Origin of the sequence: Clostridium zhoujianii (assembly GCF_051590805.1) — a bacterium.
Taxonomy (GTDB): domain Bacteria; phylum Bacillota; class Clostridia; order Clostridiales; family Clostridiaceae; genus Clostridium.
The window spans coordinates 1,817,861-1,839,354 of record NZ_JBPUTF010000001.1; the positions used below are offsets into that span (position 1 = coordinate 1,817,861).

Consider the following 21,494-nt stretch of genomic DNA (forward strand, 5'->3'; position numbering starts at 1 on the left):
TCCTAAGTGTCATTTTATTAACATTTTATCATAACCGATAAATATATACAATTTTTTAATTAAAGCATATATACCTACTACTTTTCTCTAATCCAGCAGCTACTTCAAAGACTAATTTTTTATTTTTATTATCCTCTGATGAAAGTATTTTCTTTGCCTCTTCCCTAGCACATCTTAAAATATTAATATCTTCATATATATCAGCAAGAACTAACCCTTCATCTCCACTTTGTTTCATTCCAAACATCTCACCAGATCCCCTAAGCTTTAAATCTTGCTCAGATATAAAGAATCCATCTGTTGACTCAGTCATAATTGACATTCTTTTCTTTGTTGTATTGCTCTTGGCATTAGCTATAAGAATACAATAAGATTCATACTGCCCCCTACCGACTCTACCTCTTAATTGATGCAATTGTGCTAAGCCGAATCTCTCTGCATTTTCTACAATCATTACAGATGCATTTGGGACGTTCACACCAACTTCAATAACAGTGGTAGATATTAGCACTTTCACCTCATTATTCTTAAACCTACCTATTATTTCGTCTTTTTCAGCAGGCTTCATTTTTCCATGTAGAACCTCAACTGAAATGTGAGCAAATATTCCTTCTTTGAGCTTCTTATATACGCTTTCTACAGAATTTAATTGTTCTTTTTCATCCTCATTAATCAATGGACAAACTATGTAAACTTGTCTCCCCTTATTGATTTCATCTAAAGCCAGTTCGTAGGCACTATTTCTTGCATTATCAGTAAAGAATTTTGTATCTATTTTCTTTCTCCCTGGAGGTAACTCATCTATAACTGATACATCTAAGTCTGAGTATAAATATAGTGCCAAAGTTCTTGGTATTGGTGTAGCTGTCATAACAATTACATCTGCTCTTTTTCCCTTATTTATCAATTTACTTCTTTGTTCTACCCCAAATCTATGTTGTTCGTCTGTAACAACTAATCCGAGATTATTAAAATCTACATCTTCTTGAATAAGGGCATGAGTTCCTATTACAACAAGTGGCCCTGGTTCCCCTATTCTTTCCTTTATTCTCTTTTTCTCTTTAGCTGAGGTACTCCCTGTTAATAACTCAATTTCAACACCGAAAGGTCCAAGTAATTTCTTGGCTTCTTCATAATGTTGATTAGCTAAAATTTCAGTTGGAACCATAAATGCCGATTTATAACCATTAGTATATATATTATAAATTGCTATTAATGCTACTATCGTCTTACCGCTACCTACATCCCCTTGAACAAGTCTATTCATAGGTGCTGAACTTTTCTGATCTCTAAGTATTTCCCTAACCACCCTTGTCTGAGCACCTGTTAACTCATAAGGTAAGGCAGCTTTTAACTCCCCTAGTTTTTCGTTCCAAGGAAAACTCATTCCATTACTACTACTCTTTATCTTCTTCTTTAAAAGTAATAATTTCATAGAATATGTAAACAATTCCTGGAATTTAAGCCTTGTAATTGCTCCTTCTAATAAATTTTTATCTTTAGGAAAATGTATTTCTCGTATTGCTTTATCTAAAGATATTAATGAATATTTTTCAAGTAACTCACTTGGTAAGTTTTCAGTAATAGTAATAGAATCTAAAATGCTACTTACCAGCTTTGTAATAAGCTTATCAGTTAAATCGCCCTTCAATGGGTATTTAGGTATTATTTCACTTTTTAAAGCATCTTGACCCCCTATTAATGGATTTACTATCTCTAAAGTTTTACCTATCCGTTTAAATTTACCTATTAGGTTATAAGTAAGGCCTATTCTATAACTATTTTTTATATATGGCTGGTTAAACCACTTCCCCTGTACTAAATGACCATTATAATCAAAATCAACAGTGGATATAGTTTTTCCTGTTTTTGTCCTTACATCTCTCTTTATTCCCATTACTTTACAGGTCAAAATTTGTTTTTCTTCACCATCTATTTCTTCAAAAGGAATATTCCCATTTACAAATTCATAATCCCTTGGAAAATAAAGTAGTAAGTCTAAAATATTGAATATTGAAACTTTATTTAGTCTTTCTAACACCTTAGGACCTACACCCTTTAGTGTTGATACTGAGCTATAAATATCCATTTCTTTTCTCCAAACTCCTAAAATTACAAAAAGCACCAAAGGTGCTTTTTGTTAATATATATAAATCAATTTATTCTACTGACATTAAGAAATAATATAAAGGTTGATTGCCTTTGTAGCATTGAATGTCAAAGTCATCATACTTCTCTTCAAGTTTAGTTATAAAGCTATTAACTTCATCTTCTTGAACATCTTCGCCATAAAATACAGTAATAAGTTCACTATCCTCATCAACCATATCTTCAAGTACCTTTTCAGCAACTTCAAATTTATCTGGTCCAACTTCTTTAATCTTTCCTTCTACTAGACCAAGCATATTTCCTTCTTTTATTTCTATTCCATCCATTTCTGTATCTCTAACTGCATAAGTTACAGAACCAGTCTTAACAGTTTCTATTAATTCGTTTAATTCACTCTCATTTTCATCAACTTCTGCTTCTGCATTAAACATTGTAACACAAGTAATTCCTTGAGGAATTGACTTCGTCGGTATAACTCTTACATCTTTTTCTGTAATCTCTGCCGCTTGATTAGCTGCCATAATAATATTTTTGTTATTTGGTAAAATAAATATATGTTCAGCATTTATCTTATTGATACGCTCAAGCATATCTTGTGTTGAAGGATTCATAGTTTGACCACCTTCAATAACGTAATCAACTCCAAGATCCTTAAATATGTTTGTAATTCCATCACCCATAGCTACAGTTATGAATGCATATTTTTTAGCTTCTTCAACTACTTCTTCCTCAACTTCAAGAGCATTTTCTTTCTCTTGTTGATTAATAAGAAGTTCTCTATGTTCTTCTCTCATATTATCAATTTTTATTTTTGATAATTCTCCAATTTGAACTGCCTTTGCAAGAACCTTTCCTGGATCATTTGTATGTATATGTACTTTTATTACATCGTCATATCCTACAACAATCATGGAATCTCCCATTGGCTCAATTTCATCTTGGAATGATTTAGCTTTATTAGCATCTCCTAATATAATAAATTCAGTACAGTAACCAAATTTAATATCAACATCAGCAGTTGATTGTGCCCCTACAGCTCCACCTTCAGAAATTTTTATATCCTTAACTTCCGCCGTAATTTCTTCCTTTAAAGCTTCTGTCATCCCACTAAGTATGATATATAATCCCATACCACCTGAATCAACAACTTTTGCCTTCTTTAATGCTGGAAGTAAATCTGGTGTTTTATCAAGCATAACTTTTGCTGCCTTAGTTACCTCATCCATGAATTCTGCAACATCTTGCTTTTGTAATTCCATGCCTGCTTCAGCTGTTGCTCTAATAACAGAAAGAATTGTCCCTTCTGTTGGTCTCATTACTGCTTTATATGCTGCATTTGATCCTTCTTTAAGTGCAACTGCCATTTGTGCTGGATCAGCATTTTCTAGACCTTCTAAGCCCTTTGAAATACCCCTTAATATTTGTGAAAGAATAACTCCTGAGTTACCTCTTGCACCCATTAATGCACCCTTTGCAAGTCTTTTTGATACTTCACCAATAGATGTTGAATCAATGTTTTCTATTTCCTTAACGGCTGCTTTAAATGTCATAGACATGTTTGTTCCTGTATCACCATCAGGCACAGGAAATACATTTAGAGCATTTACGAAATCACTTTCTTCTGATAACCTATTGCTAGCATTTACGACCATGTTATAAAAATCACGGCCATTTATTGATTTGTATTCCATTAGATTCCCTCCTAGACTCTTACCGCTTGAACATTCACTGTTATAGCAGAAACCTTTAATCCTGTAAAGTTTTCAACACTATAACGTACTTTTTGGATTATATTATTTGCTATTACAGAAATCTTTGTTCCATATTCAACCATAACAAATAATTCTATGTTTAATTTATCTTCTTCATTTAGAGTAATTTTTACTCCCTTGCTTAAATTTTCTACTCTCATAAGTTCCCAAAAACCTTCAGTAGCGTTTTTAGATACCATTCCAACTACACCATAGCATTCCATAGTTGATAATCCAACTATTTTCGCTAATACCTCATCAGAGTAATGTATATAACCATTTTCTTTTGAAAATCCAACCATTACAATTCCTCCTCATACTTTCCTTATGTCTATTTTATATTAGAAAGATATAATATTCAAGAATTATCTCCTATAATATATATCTTATCATAATTTATTTTATATTTTACTTGCATATATTATACTACTTATGATAAAATCGTATTTGTCCTATTGAAGAGAAATTTTATATTTACTATATAAGGAGGTGTTTTCAAGTGGCAAGAAGATGCGATATATGTAATAAAGGCGTAGTTTCTGGAGTACAGTACAGCCATTCACATCGTCAATCAAAGAGAACTTGGGCTCCTAACATAAAGAGAGTAAAGGCTTTAGTTAACGGAACACCAAAAACAGTTCATGTATGTACAAGATGCCTTAGATCTGGTAAGGTTCAAAGAGCGATATAAGGTCGAATAGAAAAATGCAATTGCCTATGCAATTTGCATTTTTTTATTTAACGTAAAAAGAGTGGCATTATGCCACTCTTTTTTTCTATGTAGGCTATTTTCTTCTTCTAAAAAACCTAATAAAATTTGATATGAACCTTGGTAACTTAATTGCTATTATCTTCATCTCTTCCTCCCATACATAACTTGCTAAAAAAAAAATCACCAATAATCTTCTTTATTACATTCTATGTAACAAATAGATTATTAGTGATAACTTTTTTAATCTCTTGGGAAATTTACTAAAATAATTCCTGAATCAAAGGATATTGTAATATCCTCATTTAAAAATTCATTACATATAGCTCTTGGTTCTAACATAGTCATATCATAATTTTCTAATTTGTATTTAGCTCCTTTAATATTTATGTTCTTAACCACATCTGTTAGGGAATGAAAACTTATAATGTCTCCATACTCCCCCTTAAATGTTGTTTCCTTATCAACTAAATACATAAAATTATTATCATCTATTATTTTAAGCTTTACACCTTCTCTAAGCGCCTTAAATAATAACCCCATATTACCTAACATATGATCAACTCTCGTCCCCGTTGCTCCAAATAGTAATATCTCATCTGCCCCATTCTCTTTGGCTTTAATATATCCTAAGTCAGTATCAGTAAAATCCTTCTCTGGTTCAAATTCTAATATCTTTGATCCTCTTTTCTTAAATTCTTCTATAACATCTTTCTTAGCTGAATCAAAATCTCCTAAAATTAAATCTGGTGTTATATTATATTCATACAAAATATTACAACCTTTATCAACACCTACAATAAAATCATCCTCTTTTAAATATTTAATTAGCAACTCTTTTGAAGGTGGGTTACCTCCAGTGACAACAATAGATCTCATTAGGCATTATCTCTTAAAGCAGTAATATTTTCTTCTATCTTATTTTCCTTAAAAACTGCTGAACCTGCAACAACTACAGTTGTGCCTGCATCAACTAAAGTCTTTATATTTGTTATATCCACCCCACCATCAACTTGAATCATTAATTCTTTATTAGATTTATTTTTTAATTCATTTACTTCTCTTACCTTATCTAATGAATATGTAATAAACTTTTGTCCTCCAAATCCAGGGTTTACAGACATTATTAATACCATATCTAATTGAGGTATTAAATCCTTTATTAAGGATGTTGGTGTTCCAGGATTTAAAGCAAGTCCAACCTTTACACCCTTTGATTTTATATATTGAATTGCTCTATCAATATGTTTCTCAGCTTCATAATGAATTGTGATTATATCAGCACCTGCATCAACAAAATCATCAACAAATCTACTTGGTGTTTCAACCATTAAGTGAACATCAAATACCTTATCTGTTTTATTTCTCAAAGCTTTTATTACAGGAGCTCCAATTGTTATATTAGGAACAAATTGTCCATCCATAACATCAATATGAATCCAATCTGCCCCTGCCTTTGCTACTCTTTCTACATCTTCACCTAACTTTGAAAAGTCAGCTGATAAAATTGACGGTGATATCATTACCATTTATATTTCCTCCCATCTAGTATTTCTTCTAAAGTTCTTACATAGAATTTATATCTATGTTCGTTTATTTTCCCATCTTCAACTGCTTCCTTTATTGCACATCCAGGTTCTTTATGGTGTAAACACCCTCTAAACTTGCACATATCATTAAGTTCTTCAAACTCTGGGAAACAGTATCTAAGATTTTCTTTATCCATAAATGATACATCTAATGTTGAAAATCCCGGTGTATCAACTATATAACCATTAGAAACATCAATAAGTTCACTATGTCTTGTTGTATGCTTACCTCTACCAATCTTTTCACTTACATTACCTGTTTCCATATGATTTCTTTCAGTTAGGGTATTAATAAGTGTAGATTTTCCTGCTCCAGATGGACCACAAAGGACTGTTACATTTCCCTCCATCCTTTCTCTAAGCATATCTACTCCTTCACCTTTTTTAGCATTAATATATAGAACTTCATATCCTATGTCATTAATTTTATTTTTTATTACTTCTCTTTCTTCTTCATTTACTAGATCAACTTTATTTAAACATACGATAACTTCTATATTATTACTTTCACATAATACTAAAAATCTATTTAACAAATCAAAGTTTAAATCAGGATTCTTTATAGCAAAAACAACAAAGGCTAAAGTTACATTCGAAACAGTCGGGCGAATTAATTCAGATCTTCTATCATGAATTTCTTCAATAACACCCTTACCATTAGTAACCTCTATTGTAACATCATCTCCAACCATAGGCTTCATGTCTTTATGACGAAATTTCCCCCTAGCCTTACATTCGATTATTCCTTCTGTAGTTTTTATATAATAAAATCCACCTATACCTTTAATTATTTTTCCTTCCATAATACCTCCAATATTTTAATTCCTATTATATATAATAACCAAATTTACTGTATAATTGCAAACCAAAAATCACCTTTTAAATAAGAAAAAAGAAATAGAGAGTAGTATAGTACTACTCTCTATTAAAAATATATTTATTCTTTCTTTTCTCCAAATGTTAAAGTAACTGATCCACCTTCCTCAACTACAGTCCCTTTTGGTGACCAATCAAGTAAAACTTCTCCTTCTTTAACCTTATCTATCCCCTTAATATTAAGCCATGGTGCAACATTCTTAATTTTATTTTTAGCACCCTCTAAACTCATTCCAACTTGTAATTGTAAATCATCTATATTTATTTTCTTCTTTTCCGGCTCTACAGGTTTTTGCTTTTCAACTCCTACTATTATATCAATAGCCGTTCCTTCTGGATACCTACCTCCTGGCTGATATCCTTGTTCAATAACCTTACCTACCTGATCACCTTCAACTTCTCTCGTAGTAATCTTACCAACTTTAAATTTAAGTCTTTCTATTTCTTTTATTGCATTTTCCTTAGTATATCCTCTTAAGTTTGGTATTTCGGCATACTTTTCTTTTGGTCCTTTGCTTATAACTACACTAACCTTTGTACTAGCATCAATGTCAGCACCTGCTGCAGGATTTGTACTTATTATCTTTCCTTCTGGCACAGTATCACTATAGTCCCTACTTTCAGTAGCTGCAGCCATCTTATTTTTAGTTAAAAATGAGTTTAATGCATCAAGGTCATCTCCAGCGAATTCTTCCATTTTAAGTTTCTTTTGACCTTTACTTAAAATTACTCTTACCTTTGAACCCTTTTTAACCATTTGGTTTGATGGACTATAACTTATTACTGTACCCTCTGGTTCATCACTATTCTCTGTACCTGCTTCTTCATATACTAATCCTTCTTTTTCAAGAGCAGATTTAGCTTCTTCCTTTGTCATTCCTGTAATATTTGGAACACTTACGTCCCCTTTATCAGATGATGATCCACCACTGAATATGAAGAATGCACCTAAACCTAATGCTAGAAATACTGCTATTCCAACTACTATACTTGTAATAAGCTTCTTATTCATTTTTTTCTTTCCCTTTTTTTCATCATCTTCATCATCATACTCATCATCGTAGTATTCATCATCTTCTTCATCTTCATAATAATCATCTTCAAGACTCTTATTAATTGATTCCTTTTGTCCAGATGGTTTTTCTGGTACTTTAACTGGTGCCATTACTATTGTGTGATCAGTACCATCATTATCTTCTGCACTATCAATTACTGAATCAGGATCATCTTTGATTTTTTGAAGATCTACTATAATTTCCCTAGCAGTCTGATATCTCTTATTAGCATCCTTATCCATAGCTTTCAATATTAATTTATTTAAACTTTCTGGAATCTTAGAATTTAACTGTTTTGGTGGTACTACTTCTTCTTGAATATGCTTTAATGCTATAGTTACTGGTGAATCTGCTTCAAATGGTAACTTACCAGTCACCATTTCATATAAAACAACACCAAATGAGTATAAGTCAGTTCTTACATCTATAAAACTTCCTCTTGCTTGCTCTGGCGAGAAATAATGTGCTGATCCCATTATTGTAGTAGTATTAGTTAGTGTTGCTGAAGATGCTGATTTTGCTATACCAAAATCAGTAACCTTTATTACACCTTCTTCTGTAACAAGTACATTTTGTGGTTTTACATCTCTATGAATAATATTGTTCTTATGTGCACATTCTAATGCTTTAGCAATCTGAGTACCTATTGTTATGGCTGTCTCATAATTTAACTTTCCAAATTGCTTTATTACATCTTTTAAGGTTTTTCCCTTTACATACTCCATAACAATATAATTTAGATCATCTTGAGTTCCAACATCTAATACATTCACTATATTATTATCTGATAAGGCAGCAATTGCCGTTGCCTCTCTTTTAAACTTAGTAACTATCTCTTCATTATCTGATAATTCTTTTTTTAGAATTTTAACGGCTACATATCTATTAAGCTTATTACATCTAGCTTTATAGACTATTGACATTCCGCCTTCGCCTATCTTCTCTTGTATTTCGTATCTATTACCTAATACTTCTCCTATCATCCTACATCTCTCCTCCAAACAACAATACTGTTACATTATCTCTGCCACCCTTATATTTTGCAAGATTTACAAGTCTAAGACATGCATCAACAAGATTTTTTTCTTCATTTATTACTGATACAATCTCCTCATTTGTCACTTCATTAGTCAGACCATCAGAACATAACATATACATATCGTACTCAGATTTATCTAAGCTAAATATATCTACTATAACCTCTTGCGCTGTTCCAACAGCCCTAGTAATTATATTCTTCTTTGGATGATTGGCTGCCTCTTGTTCTGAAATTGTACCTAAATCAACTAATTCTTGTACTAAAGAATGATCCTTTGTTATTTTTATAATTGAATCTCCTTTAATACCAAAGCAAGAACTATCTCCAACATTAGCTACCTTTACCTTGTCTTTGATTTTTAGACAAGCAGCAACTGTTGTCCCCATTCCATTTAGATTGTCATTTTGAATTGAGTGTTTATATATATCTTCATTAACTTTTTCAATCGCTTTTTTTAATATCTGATCTTCATTTTCTAAATAAAAATTATTCGAGATGTATTCCACCACGCCTTCAGCTGCCATTTTACTAGCCACTTCTCCTGCATTATGTCCACCCATTCCATCTGCTACAACATAAATACTAAAATCCTCTGTCTCTAGATAATGTATAAAATCTTCATTAAGACTTCTAACCATACCTATGTCACTTATTGAACCAACCATCTACTCTCTCCCCCTTTGTTTTGGGCGTTATCTACTCAGTTTTAGATAACTTTATGTAACTTCTTCTAAGCTGTCCACAGGCAGCATTTATATCGCTTCCCATTTCTCTTCTTACCGTTACTTCTATCCCTGAATTCTTCAATATCTTTTCAAAGGTTTCAATAGTCTTTTCGGATGACCTCTTAAAGGAATTCTCTTTCACTTCATTTACTGGTATTAAATTTACGTGACATAGTAATCCTTTTAGTAATTTGCCTAGTGCTTTTGCATCTTCGGCAGAGTCATTAACATCCTTTACTAATGAATATTCAAAGGTAATTCTTCTTTTTGTTTTCTCTATATAATAGTCACAAGAATCTAGGATTTCCTTTATAGTATATTTATTTGCTATTGGCATTATTTCTCTTCTTTTTTCATCACTGAAGGCATGAAGTGAAATTGCAAGAGTTATGCTTAATTCCCTATCTGCTAAATCATAAATATTTGGAACTATGCCACATGTTGATAATGTTATATGTCTTTGACCAATATTCAATCCATAATCAGCGTTAATCACTTCTAAGAACTTCAGAACATTCTCATAATTATCTAGCGGTTCTCCACTTCCCATTAAAACAACATTAGAAATTCTCTCACCAATAAGTTTTTGTGCAACTAGAACTTGTGATAATATTTCACCAGCTGTAAGATTTCTTACTCTCCCATCAATAGTTGATGCACAGAACTTGCATCCCATTCTACAACCTACTTGGGTAGAGATACATATAGAATTACCGTGTTTATATTTCATAATAACAGTCTCTATTAGATTGCCATCTCTAAAGGCTACCAATAGCTTCTTAGTACCATCTATTTTAGATTCATACTCCTCTTCTACCTCTGGTATTCCTATATAAAAATTCTCTTTTAATTTATCCTTTAGATTTTGAGGGATATTTTTCATCCTATCAAAATCCCATACTTCTTTATAAATCCAAGAAATAACTTGCTTAGCTCTAAAGCTACTTTCGTCATTCTCCTTCATCCATGATGATAATTCATCTAGTGTATAATCTAATAAGTTATTCATTTTCACTCCTAATTCTTCTTAAGTTTAGCAACGAAGAATCCATCCATATACTCATTAGGTAAAATTGTTAACATTCCTGAATTGTCATATTTAAGATTATCGCCTTTTCCTACAAATACTTTTTCAAGCTTTGCATCTTTATATTTACTTAAGAACCATTCTATATTTTCTTCATTCTCTTCCTTATTTAAAGTACATGTTGAGTAAATCATTACTCCATCCTTCTTTAAATATTCCCAAGCGTTCTTCATTATTTCTCTTTGTACTCCCACGATTTCTTTTAAATCGCTTCTCTTTTTATTCCATTTAATTTCAGGTTTCTTCCTTATTATTCCAATACCTGAACAAGGTACATCTAATAATATTCTATCTGCTGAAGAAACTAAGTCTACGTTCAATTTAGTAGCATCCATTTCAGCAAGTTTAATATTGGTAATACCTAATCTATCACTGTTTTCTTTTACAAGCTCAAGCTTTTGAGGATGTAAATCAAAGGCTAATATCTCTCCAGTATTTTCTAATAATTCTCCAATATGAGTTGTTTTGCCTCCCGGAGCACTACATAAATCTAATACCTTTTGCCCTTCTTCAAGGTCTAATAATGGTGCTACAAGCATAGCACTTTCATCTTGCACAGTTATTTTCCCTTCAATAAATGCCTGGTTTTTTTCTATTCCTCTTCCACCTAGTATAGATATTGCCTCTGGACATACATATCCATCTTCAACCTTGTATCCAGCTTCTTCAAGTTCCTCAAATACATCTTCATAATTACCTTTTAAGTTATTAACTCTAACTGTAACTTTAGGTGTATTATTTAAACCTGATAAGATCCTTAAAGCTTCTTTTTCACCATATTGCTTTATAAACATTCTGACCATCCATGGTTCGAATGATAATTCATATGCAATTTCATCTATCTTATTTCTAAAATCTATTTCAATAGAACCTTCTTTTTTAAGATAGTTTCTTAAAATTCCATTTACTAGTTTAGAATCTTTTTCTGAAATTTCTTTTGCAAGCTCTACTGCTTCATTACAAGCTGCATATGAAGGTACCTTGTCTAAGAATCTCATTTGATATATCGCCACTCTTAGTATTGTTAAAATCTTCTTATCCATCATTGACATATCTCTCACAAATGATGATATTATCATGTCTAATGTTTTAAGTCTTCTTAAGGTACCGTAAACTAATTCTGTAGCTAATGATTTATCTTTATCTGAAAGCTCAGAATTATTTAATTCATTAGAAAGAATTATATTTGAATACGCTCCTTCATTAATTATTCTATCAAGTACATCTACTGCAATGTTTCTACTATTCATATTCTACCTCTTTAATCATTTCTTCTGCTTATAGCTAGTAATCTTATTAATTGTGAAATTGCCATTAAAGCTGCTGCTACATATGTCATAGCTGCTGCATCAAGGACTTTACCTGCTCCTTTTACTTCATCTCCATAAAGAATCCCTCTACTCTCAAGTATTGCTAACGCTCTATTTGATGCATTAAACTCAACTGGCAATGTTATAAGTTGGAAAATAACTGCTGCCGAAAATAAAATTATTCCAATTGTTACTAATGGTTTAAATGAAAATACTATACCCATGAAAAATAATATCCACGATATATTAGAACTCACATTTACTACAGGAACAATTTGATTTCTTACAACTAGTGGCTTATAGGCTTGTTGGTGTTGTATTGCATGCCCAACTTCATGAGCTGCTATACCTGCTGAAGCAATTGTTGCTCCAGAGTACACATCAGGTGATAATCTTAAAACTCTGCTTCTAGGATCATAATGATCTCCAAGCTTTGTATTTACCATTTCAATTGATACATCATAAAGACCTGCTTCATTTAGCATCATTCTTGCTACCTGTTCACCAGTGTATCCATTCATAGTTCTAACTCTACTGTATTTATTATAAGCTGAGCTTACTTTTGACTGAGCCCAAAAACTTATAATTACAGCTGGAATTAGGAATAAGAATGTTGGATCAAAATAATATGATGGATAAAACATAGTAATCACTCCTATCCTAATATTTCATTTTCCTCAATCTTGTGTCCATTAATATATTGCTCTACTGTTAGTGGCTTCCCATTTGGGAACTGTATTTTTTTAATCAGTAATACTTCATCACTACATGAAACTCTAATTCCCTCTTTGCTTACGCCTATTATTTTGCCTGGTTCCTTATTTGATTTCTCTTTAAGGACCTTAGATTCATATATTTTCATTTGTTGCCCTATATAATTAGTATAAGCAATAGGCCATGGATTTAAACCTCTTATAAGGTTATGAATACTGCTAGCAGTATCATCCCAATTAATTAGAGCTATCTTTTTATCTAACATCTTTGCATAGCAAGTCTCATCACTTTGCCTCTTAGGCTCTATCTCACCTTTAGATACTCCCTCAATTGTATCTACTAACAAATTAGCTCCTCTATCTTTTAGAATATCATATAATTCACCTGAAGTCATTTCTTCTGGTATCTCTACTTCATCCTTAAGTAGCATATCCCCTGTATCTAAGCCAACATCCATTAACATTGTGGTATTTCCTGATTTCTTTTCCCCGTTTATTACAGCCCATTGTATTGGTGCTGCACCTCTATACATAGGCAATAATGAGCCATGAAGATTTATACATCCATACTTTGGAATATCTAGGACTTCTTTCGTTAATATTTGCCCAAATGCTACCACAATAATAAAGTCAGGTTTCATTTCCTTTAAAGCCTCTATCATTTCCTTATCATCTTTTAATTTTAAAGGTTGATAAACTGGTATATTATGCTCCATAGCAATTTCCTTAACAGGAGAGTAGATAACTTTCTTACCACGGCCCTTTGGTCTATCGGGTTGCGTAAAAACAGCTTGCACATTATATTTTTCTATTATCTTCTTTAATGATGGAACTGCAAAATCAGGGGTTCCCATAAAGACTATATTCATCAGTATTCCTCCTATTTACTTCTTAAGATGGTCTATAAATAAAACACCTTCTAAATGGTCATTTTCATGACATATCGCTCTAGCTAAAAGTTCTTCCCCTTCAAGAATAAACTCTTCACCTTTTTCATTCATTGCTCTAACCTTGACATAATTAGGTCTTTCAACTTCCTCTGTTTCACCTGGTACACTTAGGCAACCTTCATCACCTATTTGCGAACCTCTAACTTCTAGTATTTCTGGATTTATAAATACTCTTGGACCTTCTCCATCATATACATCTATAACGAATATTCTCTTTAATATACCAACTTGTGGAGCAGCTAAGCCAACACCATCTGCATCATACATAGTATCTATCATATCATCTATCAATGTTAGTAGCCTATCGTCTATTCTATCGACCTTCCTACATTTCTTTCTTAAAATATCATCGCCGTTAACTCTTATATTTCTAATTGCCATAACGTCATCCTCCTATGTCATATTATTAGGGTTAATATCAATACTTACCCTTATTTCATTATATACACTCTTATTTAATTCATAAAGTATATCTTTAATTTTTTTCCTTAAATCTTCTTTAATTTTTCCTTTAATTAGAATTTGCCATCTATAATTCTCCTTAATTTTTGTAATAATGCAAGGTACTGGTCCTAATATTTCAAGATTTTCATTCTCTAATAGTTTTCTTAACTCTACAGAAAGTGTATTCATGAAGAATTTTAGTTTATTTTCATCCTTGCTTAATCCATTAATTAAAAGAATTGTACTAAAGGGTGGATAATTCATTGATTTTCTAACTTTTATTTCCTCATTATATAATTCATCGTAATTATTCTCTAATGCATATTTTATAGTAGGGCTATGAGGTGTATATGTCTGTAAAACTACTTTTCCTTTTTTTTCTCCTCTTCCTGCCCTACCTGACACTTGTGTTATAATCTGATAGGTCCGTTCACTAGACCTAAAATCTGGTATATTCAAAGATATGTCTGCTGCTAGAATTCCTACTAAGGTAACATTTTTAAAATCTAATCCTTTAGAAACCATTTGAGTTCCTATTAATATATCTCCCTCACCATTTTTAAAAGAATTATATATCTTTTCATGGGAATCCTTATTTCTTGTAGTATCAACATCCATTCTTAATACTCTTGCTTTAGGAAAATACTTTTTAACCTCTTGCTCAACTCTTTCAGTACCAGCCCCAAAATATTTAACATATTTACTTCCACACTTTGGACATAATTTTTGTTCCTTTTGAGCTCTTCCACAATAATGGCAAACTAAATACCCATTTTTATGATAAGTTAAAGAGATATCACACTCTTTACATTTGAATACATATCCACAACTTCTACAGGATACAAAGGTGGAAAAACCTCTTCGATTTAAAAAAAGTATACTTTGCTCTCCTTTTTTTAAATTTGCTTCTAGTTCATCTGAAAGCCTTCTACTTAGTAGTGAGAGATTCCTAGCTTTTAACTCTTCTCTCATATCTACAATCTCCATATCAGGTAAAGGTCTATTACTAACTCTATTCTTAATCTCTACCAATTCTAAATCACCATTTAATGCTTCATAATAGGTTTCTACTGAAGGGGTAGCTGATCCAAAAACATATTTGCATCCTTTAATTTCACTTAAAAATTTTGCAACTTCCTTAGTCTGGTACTTTGGATTTTGTTCAGATTTGTAAGTATTTTCATGCTCTTCATCTACAATTATTAATCCTAAGTCTTTAAGTGGTAAAAATATAGCACTTCTAGCTCCAACTACAAGCCTAGCTTCTCCCCTTTTTATTCTAAACCACTCATCAAATCTTTCACCTTGTGATAACTTGCTATGAAAGAGAGCGACATTACTTCCAAAACGTCCTTTGAATCTCTCTATCATTTGAGGAGTTAATGCTATTTCTGGTACTAACATTATTGCTGATTTTCCACTATTAAGGGCTTCCCTTACTAAATTCATATATACTTCAGTCTTACCTGAACCAGTAACACCTTTAAGTAGAAATCCTTTGTTATCTGAGTAATTTATTTCATTAAATGCATTTATTTGTTCTTCGTTTAATATATTGATTCCTTCATCCTCATAAATTCTAGTATTATACCTATATACAACTTTATCCTCTACTGATAAAAAACCTTCCTCTATAAGCTTATTTATGCTATATGTAGAAAATGAATATACCTTTGTTAATTCACTCTTAGTAAACTTGCCATTATTTTCTTTTATAAAGTCCATTAATTTAATATAATTGTCTTTATCACTTAACTTACCAGTAAGATCCTTAAGGAATATTATCACCATCTTCTTCTTACTTCTAAGTCCACTCATAAGTCCAACTGGAATTATTGTTCTTATAGCATCTATATATTTACATAAATATTTATCTCTAAGAAAAGTAATTAACTTTAAATCATCCCTTGTTAAAATTGGCTCCTCATCAAGTATTTCTGATATTGATTTTATTCGCTTTATATCATCTATTCCTTCACACTTTAGTCCAAGTACAAATCCCTCAACTGGCTTATTCCTGCTTCCAAATGGTACCTTAACTCTATGCCCTACTTCTATAATCTCACTTTGTTCTTCTTTAACTTTATAAGTGAAGGGTCTATCAATTTCTATTGCATCACTATTTATAACTACCTCTGCATACAAGTCTAGCACAATCCTTCACCCTTTCTAAAAAAATACATCTATATGAGAAAAAGCGCATTTTAGCGCTTTCCCCCTATAATGTCAAATAAATTTCTTGCTACTTCTTTCTTACTCATCTTCTCTAAAGAAATTTCTTCTCCAGACTTAGTTACTATTGTTACTCTATTGTCATTTGATGCAAATCCTATATCTTTAGAACTTATATCATTAGCAACTATATAGTCTAAATTCTTTCTTTTAAGTTTACCTTTTGCATTTTCTAGGATATTCTGACTTTCTGCCGCAAATCCAACTAGAATTTGATTTTCCTTTTTTTGACCCAAAGTCATAAGTATATCACTATCCCTAGTTAGTTTAATTTCTAATTCTCCATCTCCCTTTTTTATCTTTTGGGAGCTATACTCTTTAGCCTTATAATCAGCCACTGCTGCAGCCTTTATTACTATATCTGAATTATCGTAATGATCTAGCACAGCCCTATACATTTCTTCATTAGTAATAATATCAATTACTTCCACTCCATAAGGCTTCTTTTCATTAGTTGGTCCGGATACTAATACTACTTCAGCTCCTCTATCACGAGCTTCTCTAGCTATTTCATACCCCATTTTTCCCGTTGAATTATTTGTAAGAAATCTCACTGGATCTATTTCTGCTCTTGTAGGCCCTGCTGTTACTAATACTTTCTTACCAATTAAATCTTTCCTATCGTAAAGCTCTGACATAACTTTTTCTACAATTTTTTCTGGTGTCTCAAGTTTTCCTTTTCCCTCATCACCACAAGCTAATCTTCCACTAGCTGGTTCAATAAACTGATATCCTAGGTCCTTAAGTTTTTCAATATTTCTTTGAACAATTGGATTTGTATACATATTAGTATTCATAGCAGGCGCAAAAATAACCTTAGCTCTTGTAGCCATAATTGTTGTAGATAGCATATCGTCAGCTATACCATTTGCTACCTTGCCAATGATATTTGCTGTAGCAGGTGCCACTAAAAACACATCAGCTCTCTTTGCCAAACTTATATGTTGTATTTCCCAAGCTTTCGGCTCTTCAAACATATCTGTTGTAACAATATTTTGACTTATTGATTGAAAGGTTATAGGTGCTACAAATTCTGTAGCCGATTTAGTCATTATAACCCTAACATCAACCTCATTCTTCCTCAAAGAACTTACAACGTCTAATGCTTTATAAACAGATATACCACCTGTTACACCTAATACAACACATTTCTTATTATCCATGTCTATTTGTTTATTTCCTTTACTCTTTCATAAGTCACTAGACCTTCATTTACTTCATTTATAGCTACTGTTAATGGCTTCTTTGTATCTACATATACTAATCCTTCTGACCCGTCTATAATTTGTCTTGCTCTCTTTGATGTCACTATAACTAGTGAATATCTATCCTCAACCTTTTGTAATAAATCTACTACTGATGGATTAATCATATTGTTATTCATTAATTAAGCCCTCCTTAAAATCTAAAATTGTATGTCTTATTCTGTCTACTCTGCATTTTTCAGCAGCCAATATATTTTCTATTTTTCTAACTGCTTCTGATACTGTATCATTTACAACACCATAATTATATTTTGAAATATAGTTTATCTCTTGATATGCAGAATTAAATCTTCTCATTAGTGATTCTGGTGTTTCACTTCCTCTATTTATAATTCTTTGCTTTAGCTCTTCCATTGATGGTGGAAGAATAAATATGAAAACACCCTCTTCACAATTCTCTTTTACTTTTAATGCACCTTGAATGTCTATTTCTAAAATTACATTTTTTCCACACTCAAGCATTTCTTCAACACTTGATTTTGGAGTCCCATAATAGTTTCCATATACTTCGGCCCATTCAAGAAAATCATCTTCCTCTACTTTTTTTATGAATTCTTCCTTAGTTAAAAAGTAATAGTTAACACCATGAACTTCACCTTTTCTTGGTTCTCTAGTAGTTGCTGAGACTGAAAGAAATAGGTCGTCATGCTTTTCTAAAAGTTCTTTACATATAGTACCTTTACCAGCACCAGATGGTCCAGATATAACTATTAAAACTCCTCTATTTGCCATTAATCTTCTACCTCATCCTCTACATCTTCTTTAGTAGATAATCTATGTGCAACAGTTTCTGGCTGAACAGCTGAAAGAATAACATGATCTGAGTCTGTGATTATTACTGCTCTTGTTCTTCTTCCATAAGTAGCATCAATAAGCATACCTCTATCTCTAGCTTCTTGAATTATTCTCTTTATCGGCGCTGATTCTGGACTTACTATTGCAACTAGTCTGTTAGCTGAAACTATATTACCAAAACCAATGTTTATTAACTTAATTCCCATAATCTCTCCTCCTACTTATTCAATATTCTGAACTTGTTCTCTTATTTTTTCTATTAAGTTCTTTATGTTAATGACAGTATTTGTCATATCCATATCATTTGCCTTTGATCCAATGGTATTTGTTTCACGATTCATCTCTTGAACTATAAAATCAAGCTTTCTTCCAATTGGTTCATCTAGATTTAATGTCTTTCTCATTTGACTTACATGACTATAAAGTCTTGTAATCTCTTCATCTACTGAAGCCTTATCTGCAAAAACAGCAACTTCAACAGCTACTCTTTCTTCATCAAATGAAACTCCTTTAGCTAGCTCAGCTATCCTATCTTCCAATTTTTTCTTATATTGTTTTGGTACATCAATAGCTAATTGTTCAATTTCTTTAACATTTGCTTCAATTTCACTTAACTTTATAAGTATGTCTTCTTTAAGTTTTTCACCTTCACTTATCCTCATATCAACCATCATATCTAAAGCTGATTCAAAAAGCGGTTTAATTTCTAACAATATTTCTTCTAAATTTTCTTCTTCAGCTTCAAGAGTTAATACCTCTGGGAATTTAGCTATTCTACATGCCGTTATATCATCTGTAACTCCTAAGTTATCAACTAACTCTTTTAGACATTTATAATAACTTGCTGCTAACTTCATATTAAGCTTTGGTACAGTATTTTCATTATCATAACTTTTATAATTAATGAAAACATCCACTTTACCTCTGTTTAATCTCTTATTGATTATTTTTCTTACTTCCTCTTCTAAGGCTATCATAAACTTTGGCATTCTAATATTTATATCTAAATACCTATTATTTACGCTTTTCATCTCTATGGAAAATAAATGTCCTTTATCTTCTCCGCTTTGGGATCTACCAAAGCTTGTCATGCTCCTAACCATCCATACCTCACTTCCCTCTCCCTTACTTATAAAACCTATAATAGACTATCTAAAAAACTCAGTCAATAGTTTGTTAACAAAATGTTAACATTTAATATTTGTTAATTTTAGTTTCTATATAAAAATAAAGGACTACATCAATTTTTTATTGATATAGTCCTTTATTATTTCGAATATTTACTGACTAAATAAAGAATAATTTAAATACAAATATTATAGATAACACTATCATTACAATTGAAATCTTCTTTTTTTCTCCCTTTGCAAAGAAAATATTATATAGTAAGTTGATAGCAACATAAGCTAAAACTCCTATAGTTAATCCATCACCTATACTGTATGCCATTGGCATCATAGCAATAGTTAAGAATGCTGGTACTCCTTCTGTAACATCATCAAAGTCAATATTCTTAACTGCACCCAGCATTAAGTATCCAACATATATAAGTGCTGGTGCTGTGGCACATGAAGGAATAGCTATAAATATTGGTGAGAAGAACATGGCTATTATAAATAATATACCAGTTGTAACTGAAGTCCATCCAGTTCTACCACCAGCTGCAACACCAGTTGAACTTTCAACATATGTTGTTACCGTTGATACACCAAGGCAAGATCCTAAAGTTGTACCAACTGCGTCTACCATTAAAGCTTTACCAACATTAGGTACGTTACCTTCCTTGTCAAGCATTCCTGATCTAGAACAAACTCCAACTAATGTTCCTATTGTATCAAAGAAGTCAACAAATAAGAATGTAAATACTATCGTTATAAATTTCCACATAGTATCTGGATTAAACATATATTCAAAATCAATTTTACCTGCTATTGGTGCGATACTTTCAAATTTAAATATGCCATCTGGTAAGTAAATTCCTAAAGTTGCTGCATATTCAGGATCAAAAGCAGCATATGCCCATGCAATTAAAGTTGAGGCTAATATACCAAATAAAATTGCTCCTTTAACTCCCTTTTTATCAAGAACAGCTATAATTAATAACCCTACTAAAGCAATTAATACAGTTGGTGAAGTGAAATCACCTAAAGCTACTGTCGTATCTGGATTTTGTACTGCTATCTTAGCACCTAAAACTCCAATAAATGCTATAAATAATCCAATACCAGCTGTAACTGCATATTTCATATTCATTGGAATAGCTTTTACTACGGCTTCACGTACTTTAAATAAAGATAAAAGAATAAATATAATACCTTCAACGAAAACTGCTGATAATGCTACTTCCCATGAAATACCTTGTCCAATAACAACTGAAAATGCAAAATATGCATTTAAACCCATACCAGATGCTAATGCAAATGGTAAGTTAGCGAAAACACCCATTAAAATTGTAGTAATACCAGCTGCTAAACAAGTTGCTGTAACTAAAGCACCTGCTGGCATTCCTGTAGCACTTAAAATATTAGGATTAACCGCTACTATGTACGCCATAGTTAAAAATGTAGTGATACCTGCTATGATTTCCTTCTTAAAATCTACCTTTTCATTTGAAAGGATATCTAGAAATCTTCCTTTTTGTTTTCCTTCTTGCATCTTTTGTCCCCCTTAATAATTAAATGAAGGTCTTTGTGAGTTATTACTTAAGCAATAACTCACAAAGACCTTCTAAAAGTTAATAATATACAATCAGTCTTACCCATAGTCAGATATTTACGGTATCTGGTAGAAACTGCGACCCTTATTGCCACTATTATATGAGTTATTGGCTACGAATATTATTATA

The 21,494-nt window shown here is 31.8% G+C and carries 21 protein-coding genes and 1 riboswitch; of the genes, 1 reads left to right on the top strand and 20 read right to left on the bottom strand.

The features are described 5' to 3' along the window. Positions 1 to 55 precede the first annotated feature (55 nt). From recG to ACSYT2_RS08505, 3 genes are all read right to left on the bottom strand, one after another. Entirely contained in the window at positions 56 to 2,089 is a 2,034-nt protein-coding gene (recG, locus tag ACSYT2_RS08495; RefSeq protein WP_438384532.1) for an ATP-dependent DNA helicase RecG, read from the bottom strand. Positions 2,090 to 2,159: 70 nt separating this feature from the next. After that, positions 2,160 to 3,800, bottom strand: coding sequence for a DAK2 domain-containing protein (locus ACSYT2_RS08500; protein WP_430854797.1), 1,641 nt, complete (start codon positions 3,798 to 3,800; stop codon positions 2,160 to 2,162). Between the two features lie 11 nt (positions 3,801 to 3,811). Beyond that, positions 3,812 to 4,162 (bottom strand): Asp23/Gls24 family envelope stress response protein, encoded by a 351-nt coding sequence (locus ACSYT2_RS08505; RefSeq protein WP_430854798.1) that lies wholly within the window; start codon positions 4,160 to 4,162, stop codon positions 3,812 to 3,814. Positions 4,163 to 4,359: 197 nt separating this feature from the next. Here ACSYT2_RS08505 and rpmB point away from each other — a divergent pair, with 197 nt between their 5' ends. Next, complete coding sequence (gene rpmB / locus ACSYT2_RS08510; protein WP_430854799.1) at positions 4,360 to 4,551, top strand: 50S ribosomal protein L28; 192 nt, start codon at positions 4,360 to 4,362, stop codon at positions 4,549 to 4,551. A 261-nt stretch (positions 4,552 to 4,812) separates the two neighbouring features. Here rpmB and ACSYT2_RS08515 read toward each other — a convergent pair whose 3' ends face one another. The 17 genes from ACSYT2_RS08515 to ACSYT2_RS08595 form a co-directional block, all read right to left on the bottom strand. Next, a complete protein-coding gene (locus tag ACSYT2_RS08515) occupies positions 4,813 to 5,448 on the bottom strand; it encodes a thiamine diphosphokinase (protein ID WP_438384533.1) in 636 nt (211 codons plus the stop codon). Then, positions 5,448 to 6,098, bottom strand: coding sequence for a ribulose-phosphate 3-epimerase (rpe, locus tag ACSYT2_RS08520; protein WP_438384534.1), 651 nt, complete (start codon positions 6,096 to 6,098; stop codon positions 5,448 to 5,450). Before rpe ends, ACSYT2_RS08515 begins: the two co-directional genes overlap by 1 nt. Continuing rightward, entirely contained in the window at positions 6,092 to 6,961 is an 870-nt protein-coding gene (rsgA, locus tag ACSYT2_RS08525; protein ID WP_438384535.1) for a ribosome small subunit-dependent GTPase A, read from the bottom strand. The genes rpe and rsgA overlap by 7 nt, the downstream gene beginning before the upstream one ends. Before the next feature lie 134 nt (positions 6,962 to 7,095). Then, the gene (gene pknB / locus ACSYT2_RS08530) at positions 7,096 to 9,072 is read right to left on the bottom strand and encodes a Stk1 family PASTA domain-containing Ser/Thr kinase (RefSeq protein WP_438384536.1); all 1,977 of its coding nucleotides are present in this window, start codon (positions 9,070 to 9,072) and stop codon (positions 7,096 to 7,098) included. A 1-nt stretch (position 9,073) separates the two neighbouring features. Then, positions 9,074 to 9,793: a Stp1/IreP family PP2C-type Ser/Thr phosphatase gene (locus ACSYT2_RS08535; RefSeq protein ID WP_430854804.1), complete on the bottom strand. Its 720-nt coding sequence runs from the start codon at positions 9,791 to 9,793 to the stop codon at positions 9,074 to 9,076. A gap of 31 nt (positions 9,794 to 9,824) precedes the next feature. Next, entirely contained in the window at positions 9,825 to 10,862 is a 1,038-nt protein-coding gene (gene rlmN, locus ACSYT2_RS08540; protein ID WP_430854805.1) for a dual-specificity RNA methyltransferase RlmN, read from the bottom strand. An 8-nt stretch (positions 10,863 to 10,870) separates the two neighbouring features. Beyond that, a complete protein-coding gene (gene rsmB, locus ACSYT2_RS08545; protein WP_430854806.1) occupies positions 10,871 to 12,190 on the bottom strand; it encodes a 16S rRNA (cytosine(967)-C(5))-methyltransferase RsmB in 1,320 nt (439 codons plus the stop codon). A gap of 11 nt (positions 12,191 to 12,201) precedes the next feature. Then, a complete protein-coding gene (locus tag ACSYT2_RS08550; RefSeq protein WP_430854807.1) occupies positions 12,202 to 12,894 on the bottom strand; it encodes a zinc metallopeptidase in 693 nt (230 codons plus the stop codon). An 11-nt stretch (positions 12,895 to 12,905) separates the two neighbouring features. Next, positions 12,906 to 13,832, bottom strand: a complete 927-nt coding sequence (gene fmt, locus ACSYT2_RS08555; protein ID WP_430854808.1) for a methionyl-tRNA formyltransferase — start codon at positions 13,830 to 13,832, stop codon at positions 12,906 to 12,908. 15 nt (positions 13,833 to 13,847) lie between these two features. After that, positions 13,848 to 14,294: a peptide deformylase gene (gene def, locus ACSYT2_RS08560; protein ID WP_430854809.1), complete on the bottom strand. Its 447-nt coding sequence runs from the start codon at positions 14,292 to 14,294 to the stop codon at positions 13,848 to 13,850. A gap of 12 nt (positions 14,295 to 14,306) precedes the next feature. Beyond that, complete coding sequence (gene priA, locus ACSYT2_RS08565) at positions 14,307 to 16,502, bottom strand: primosomal protein N' (protein ID WP_438385009.1); 2,196 nt, start codon at positions 16,500 to 16,502, stop codon at positions 14,307 to 14,309. Positions 16,503 to 16,561: 59 nt separating this feature from the next. Beyond that, positions 16,562 to 17,752 (bottom strand): bifunctional phosphopantothenoylcysteine decarboxylase/phosphopantothenate--cysteine ligase CoaBC, encoded by a 1,191-nt coding sequence (gene coaBC, locus ACSYT2_RS08570; protein WP_438384537.1) that lies wholly within the window; start codon positions 17,750 to 17,752, stop codon positions 16,562 to 16,564. A gap of 2 nt (positions 17,753 to 17,754) precedes the next feature. Next, the gene (gene rpoZ / locus ACSYT2_RS08575; RefSeq protein WP_430854811.1) at positions 17,755 to 17,973 is read right to left on the bottom strand and encodes a DNA-directed RNA polymerase subunit omega; all 219 of its coding nucleotides are present in this window, start codon (positions 17,971 to 17,973) and stop codon (positions 17,755 to 17,757) included. Next, the gene (gmk, locus tag ACSYT2_RS08580; protein ID WP_430854812.1) at positions 17,966 to 18,586 is read right to left on the bottom strand and encodes a guanylate kinase; all 621 of its coding nucleotides are present in this window, start codon (positions 18,584 to 18,586) and stop codon (positions 17,966 to 17,968) included. Before gmk ends, rpoZ begins: the two co-directional genes overlap by 8 nt. Further along, complete coding sequence (gene remA, locus ACSYT2_RS08585; protein WP_430854813.1) at positions 18,586 to 18,855, bottom strand: extracellular matrix/biofilm regulator RemA; 270 nt, start codon at positions 18,853 to 18,855, stop codon at positions 18,586 to 18,588. Before remA ends, gmk begins: the two co-directional genes overlap by 1 nt. 15 nt (positions 18,856 to 18,870) lie before the next feature. Next, on the bottom strand, positions 18,871 to 19,752 hold the full coding sequence (locus ACSYT2_RS08590) for a YicC/YloC family endoribonuclease (RefSeq protein ID WP_430854814.1): 882 nt from the start codon (positions 19,750 to 19,752) through the stop codon (positions 18,871 to 18,873). Between the two features lie 184 nt (positions 19,753 to 19,936). After that, entirely contained in the window at positions 19,937 to 21,304 is a 1,368-nt protein-coding gene (locus ACSYT2_RS08595) for an NCS2 family permease (RefSeq protein ID WP_430854815.1), read from the bottom strand. A gap of 86 nt (positions 21,305 to 21,390) precedes the next feature. Further along, positions 21,391 to 21,489, bottom strand: a riboswitch (purine riboswitch). Positions 21,490 to 21,494: the final 5 nt, after the last annotated feature.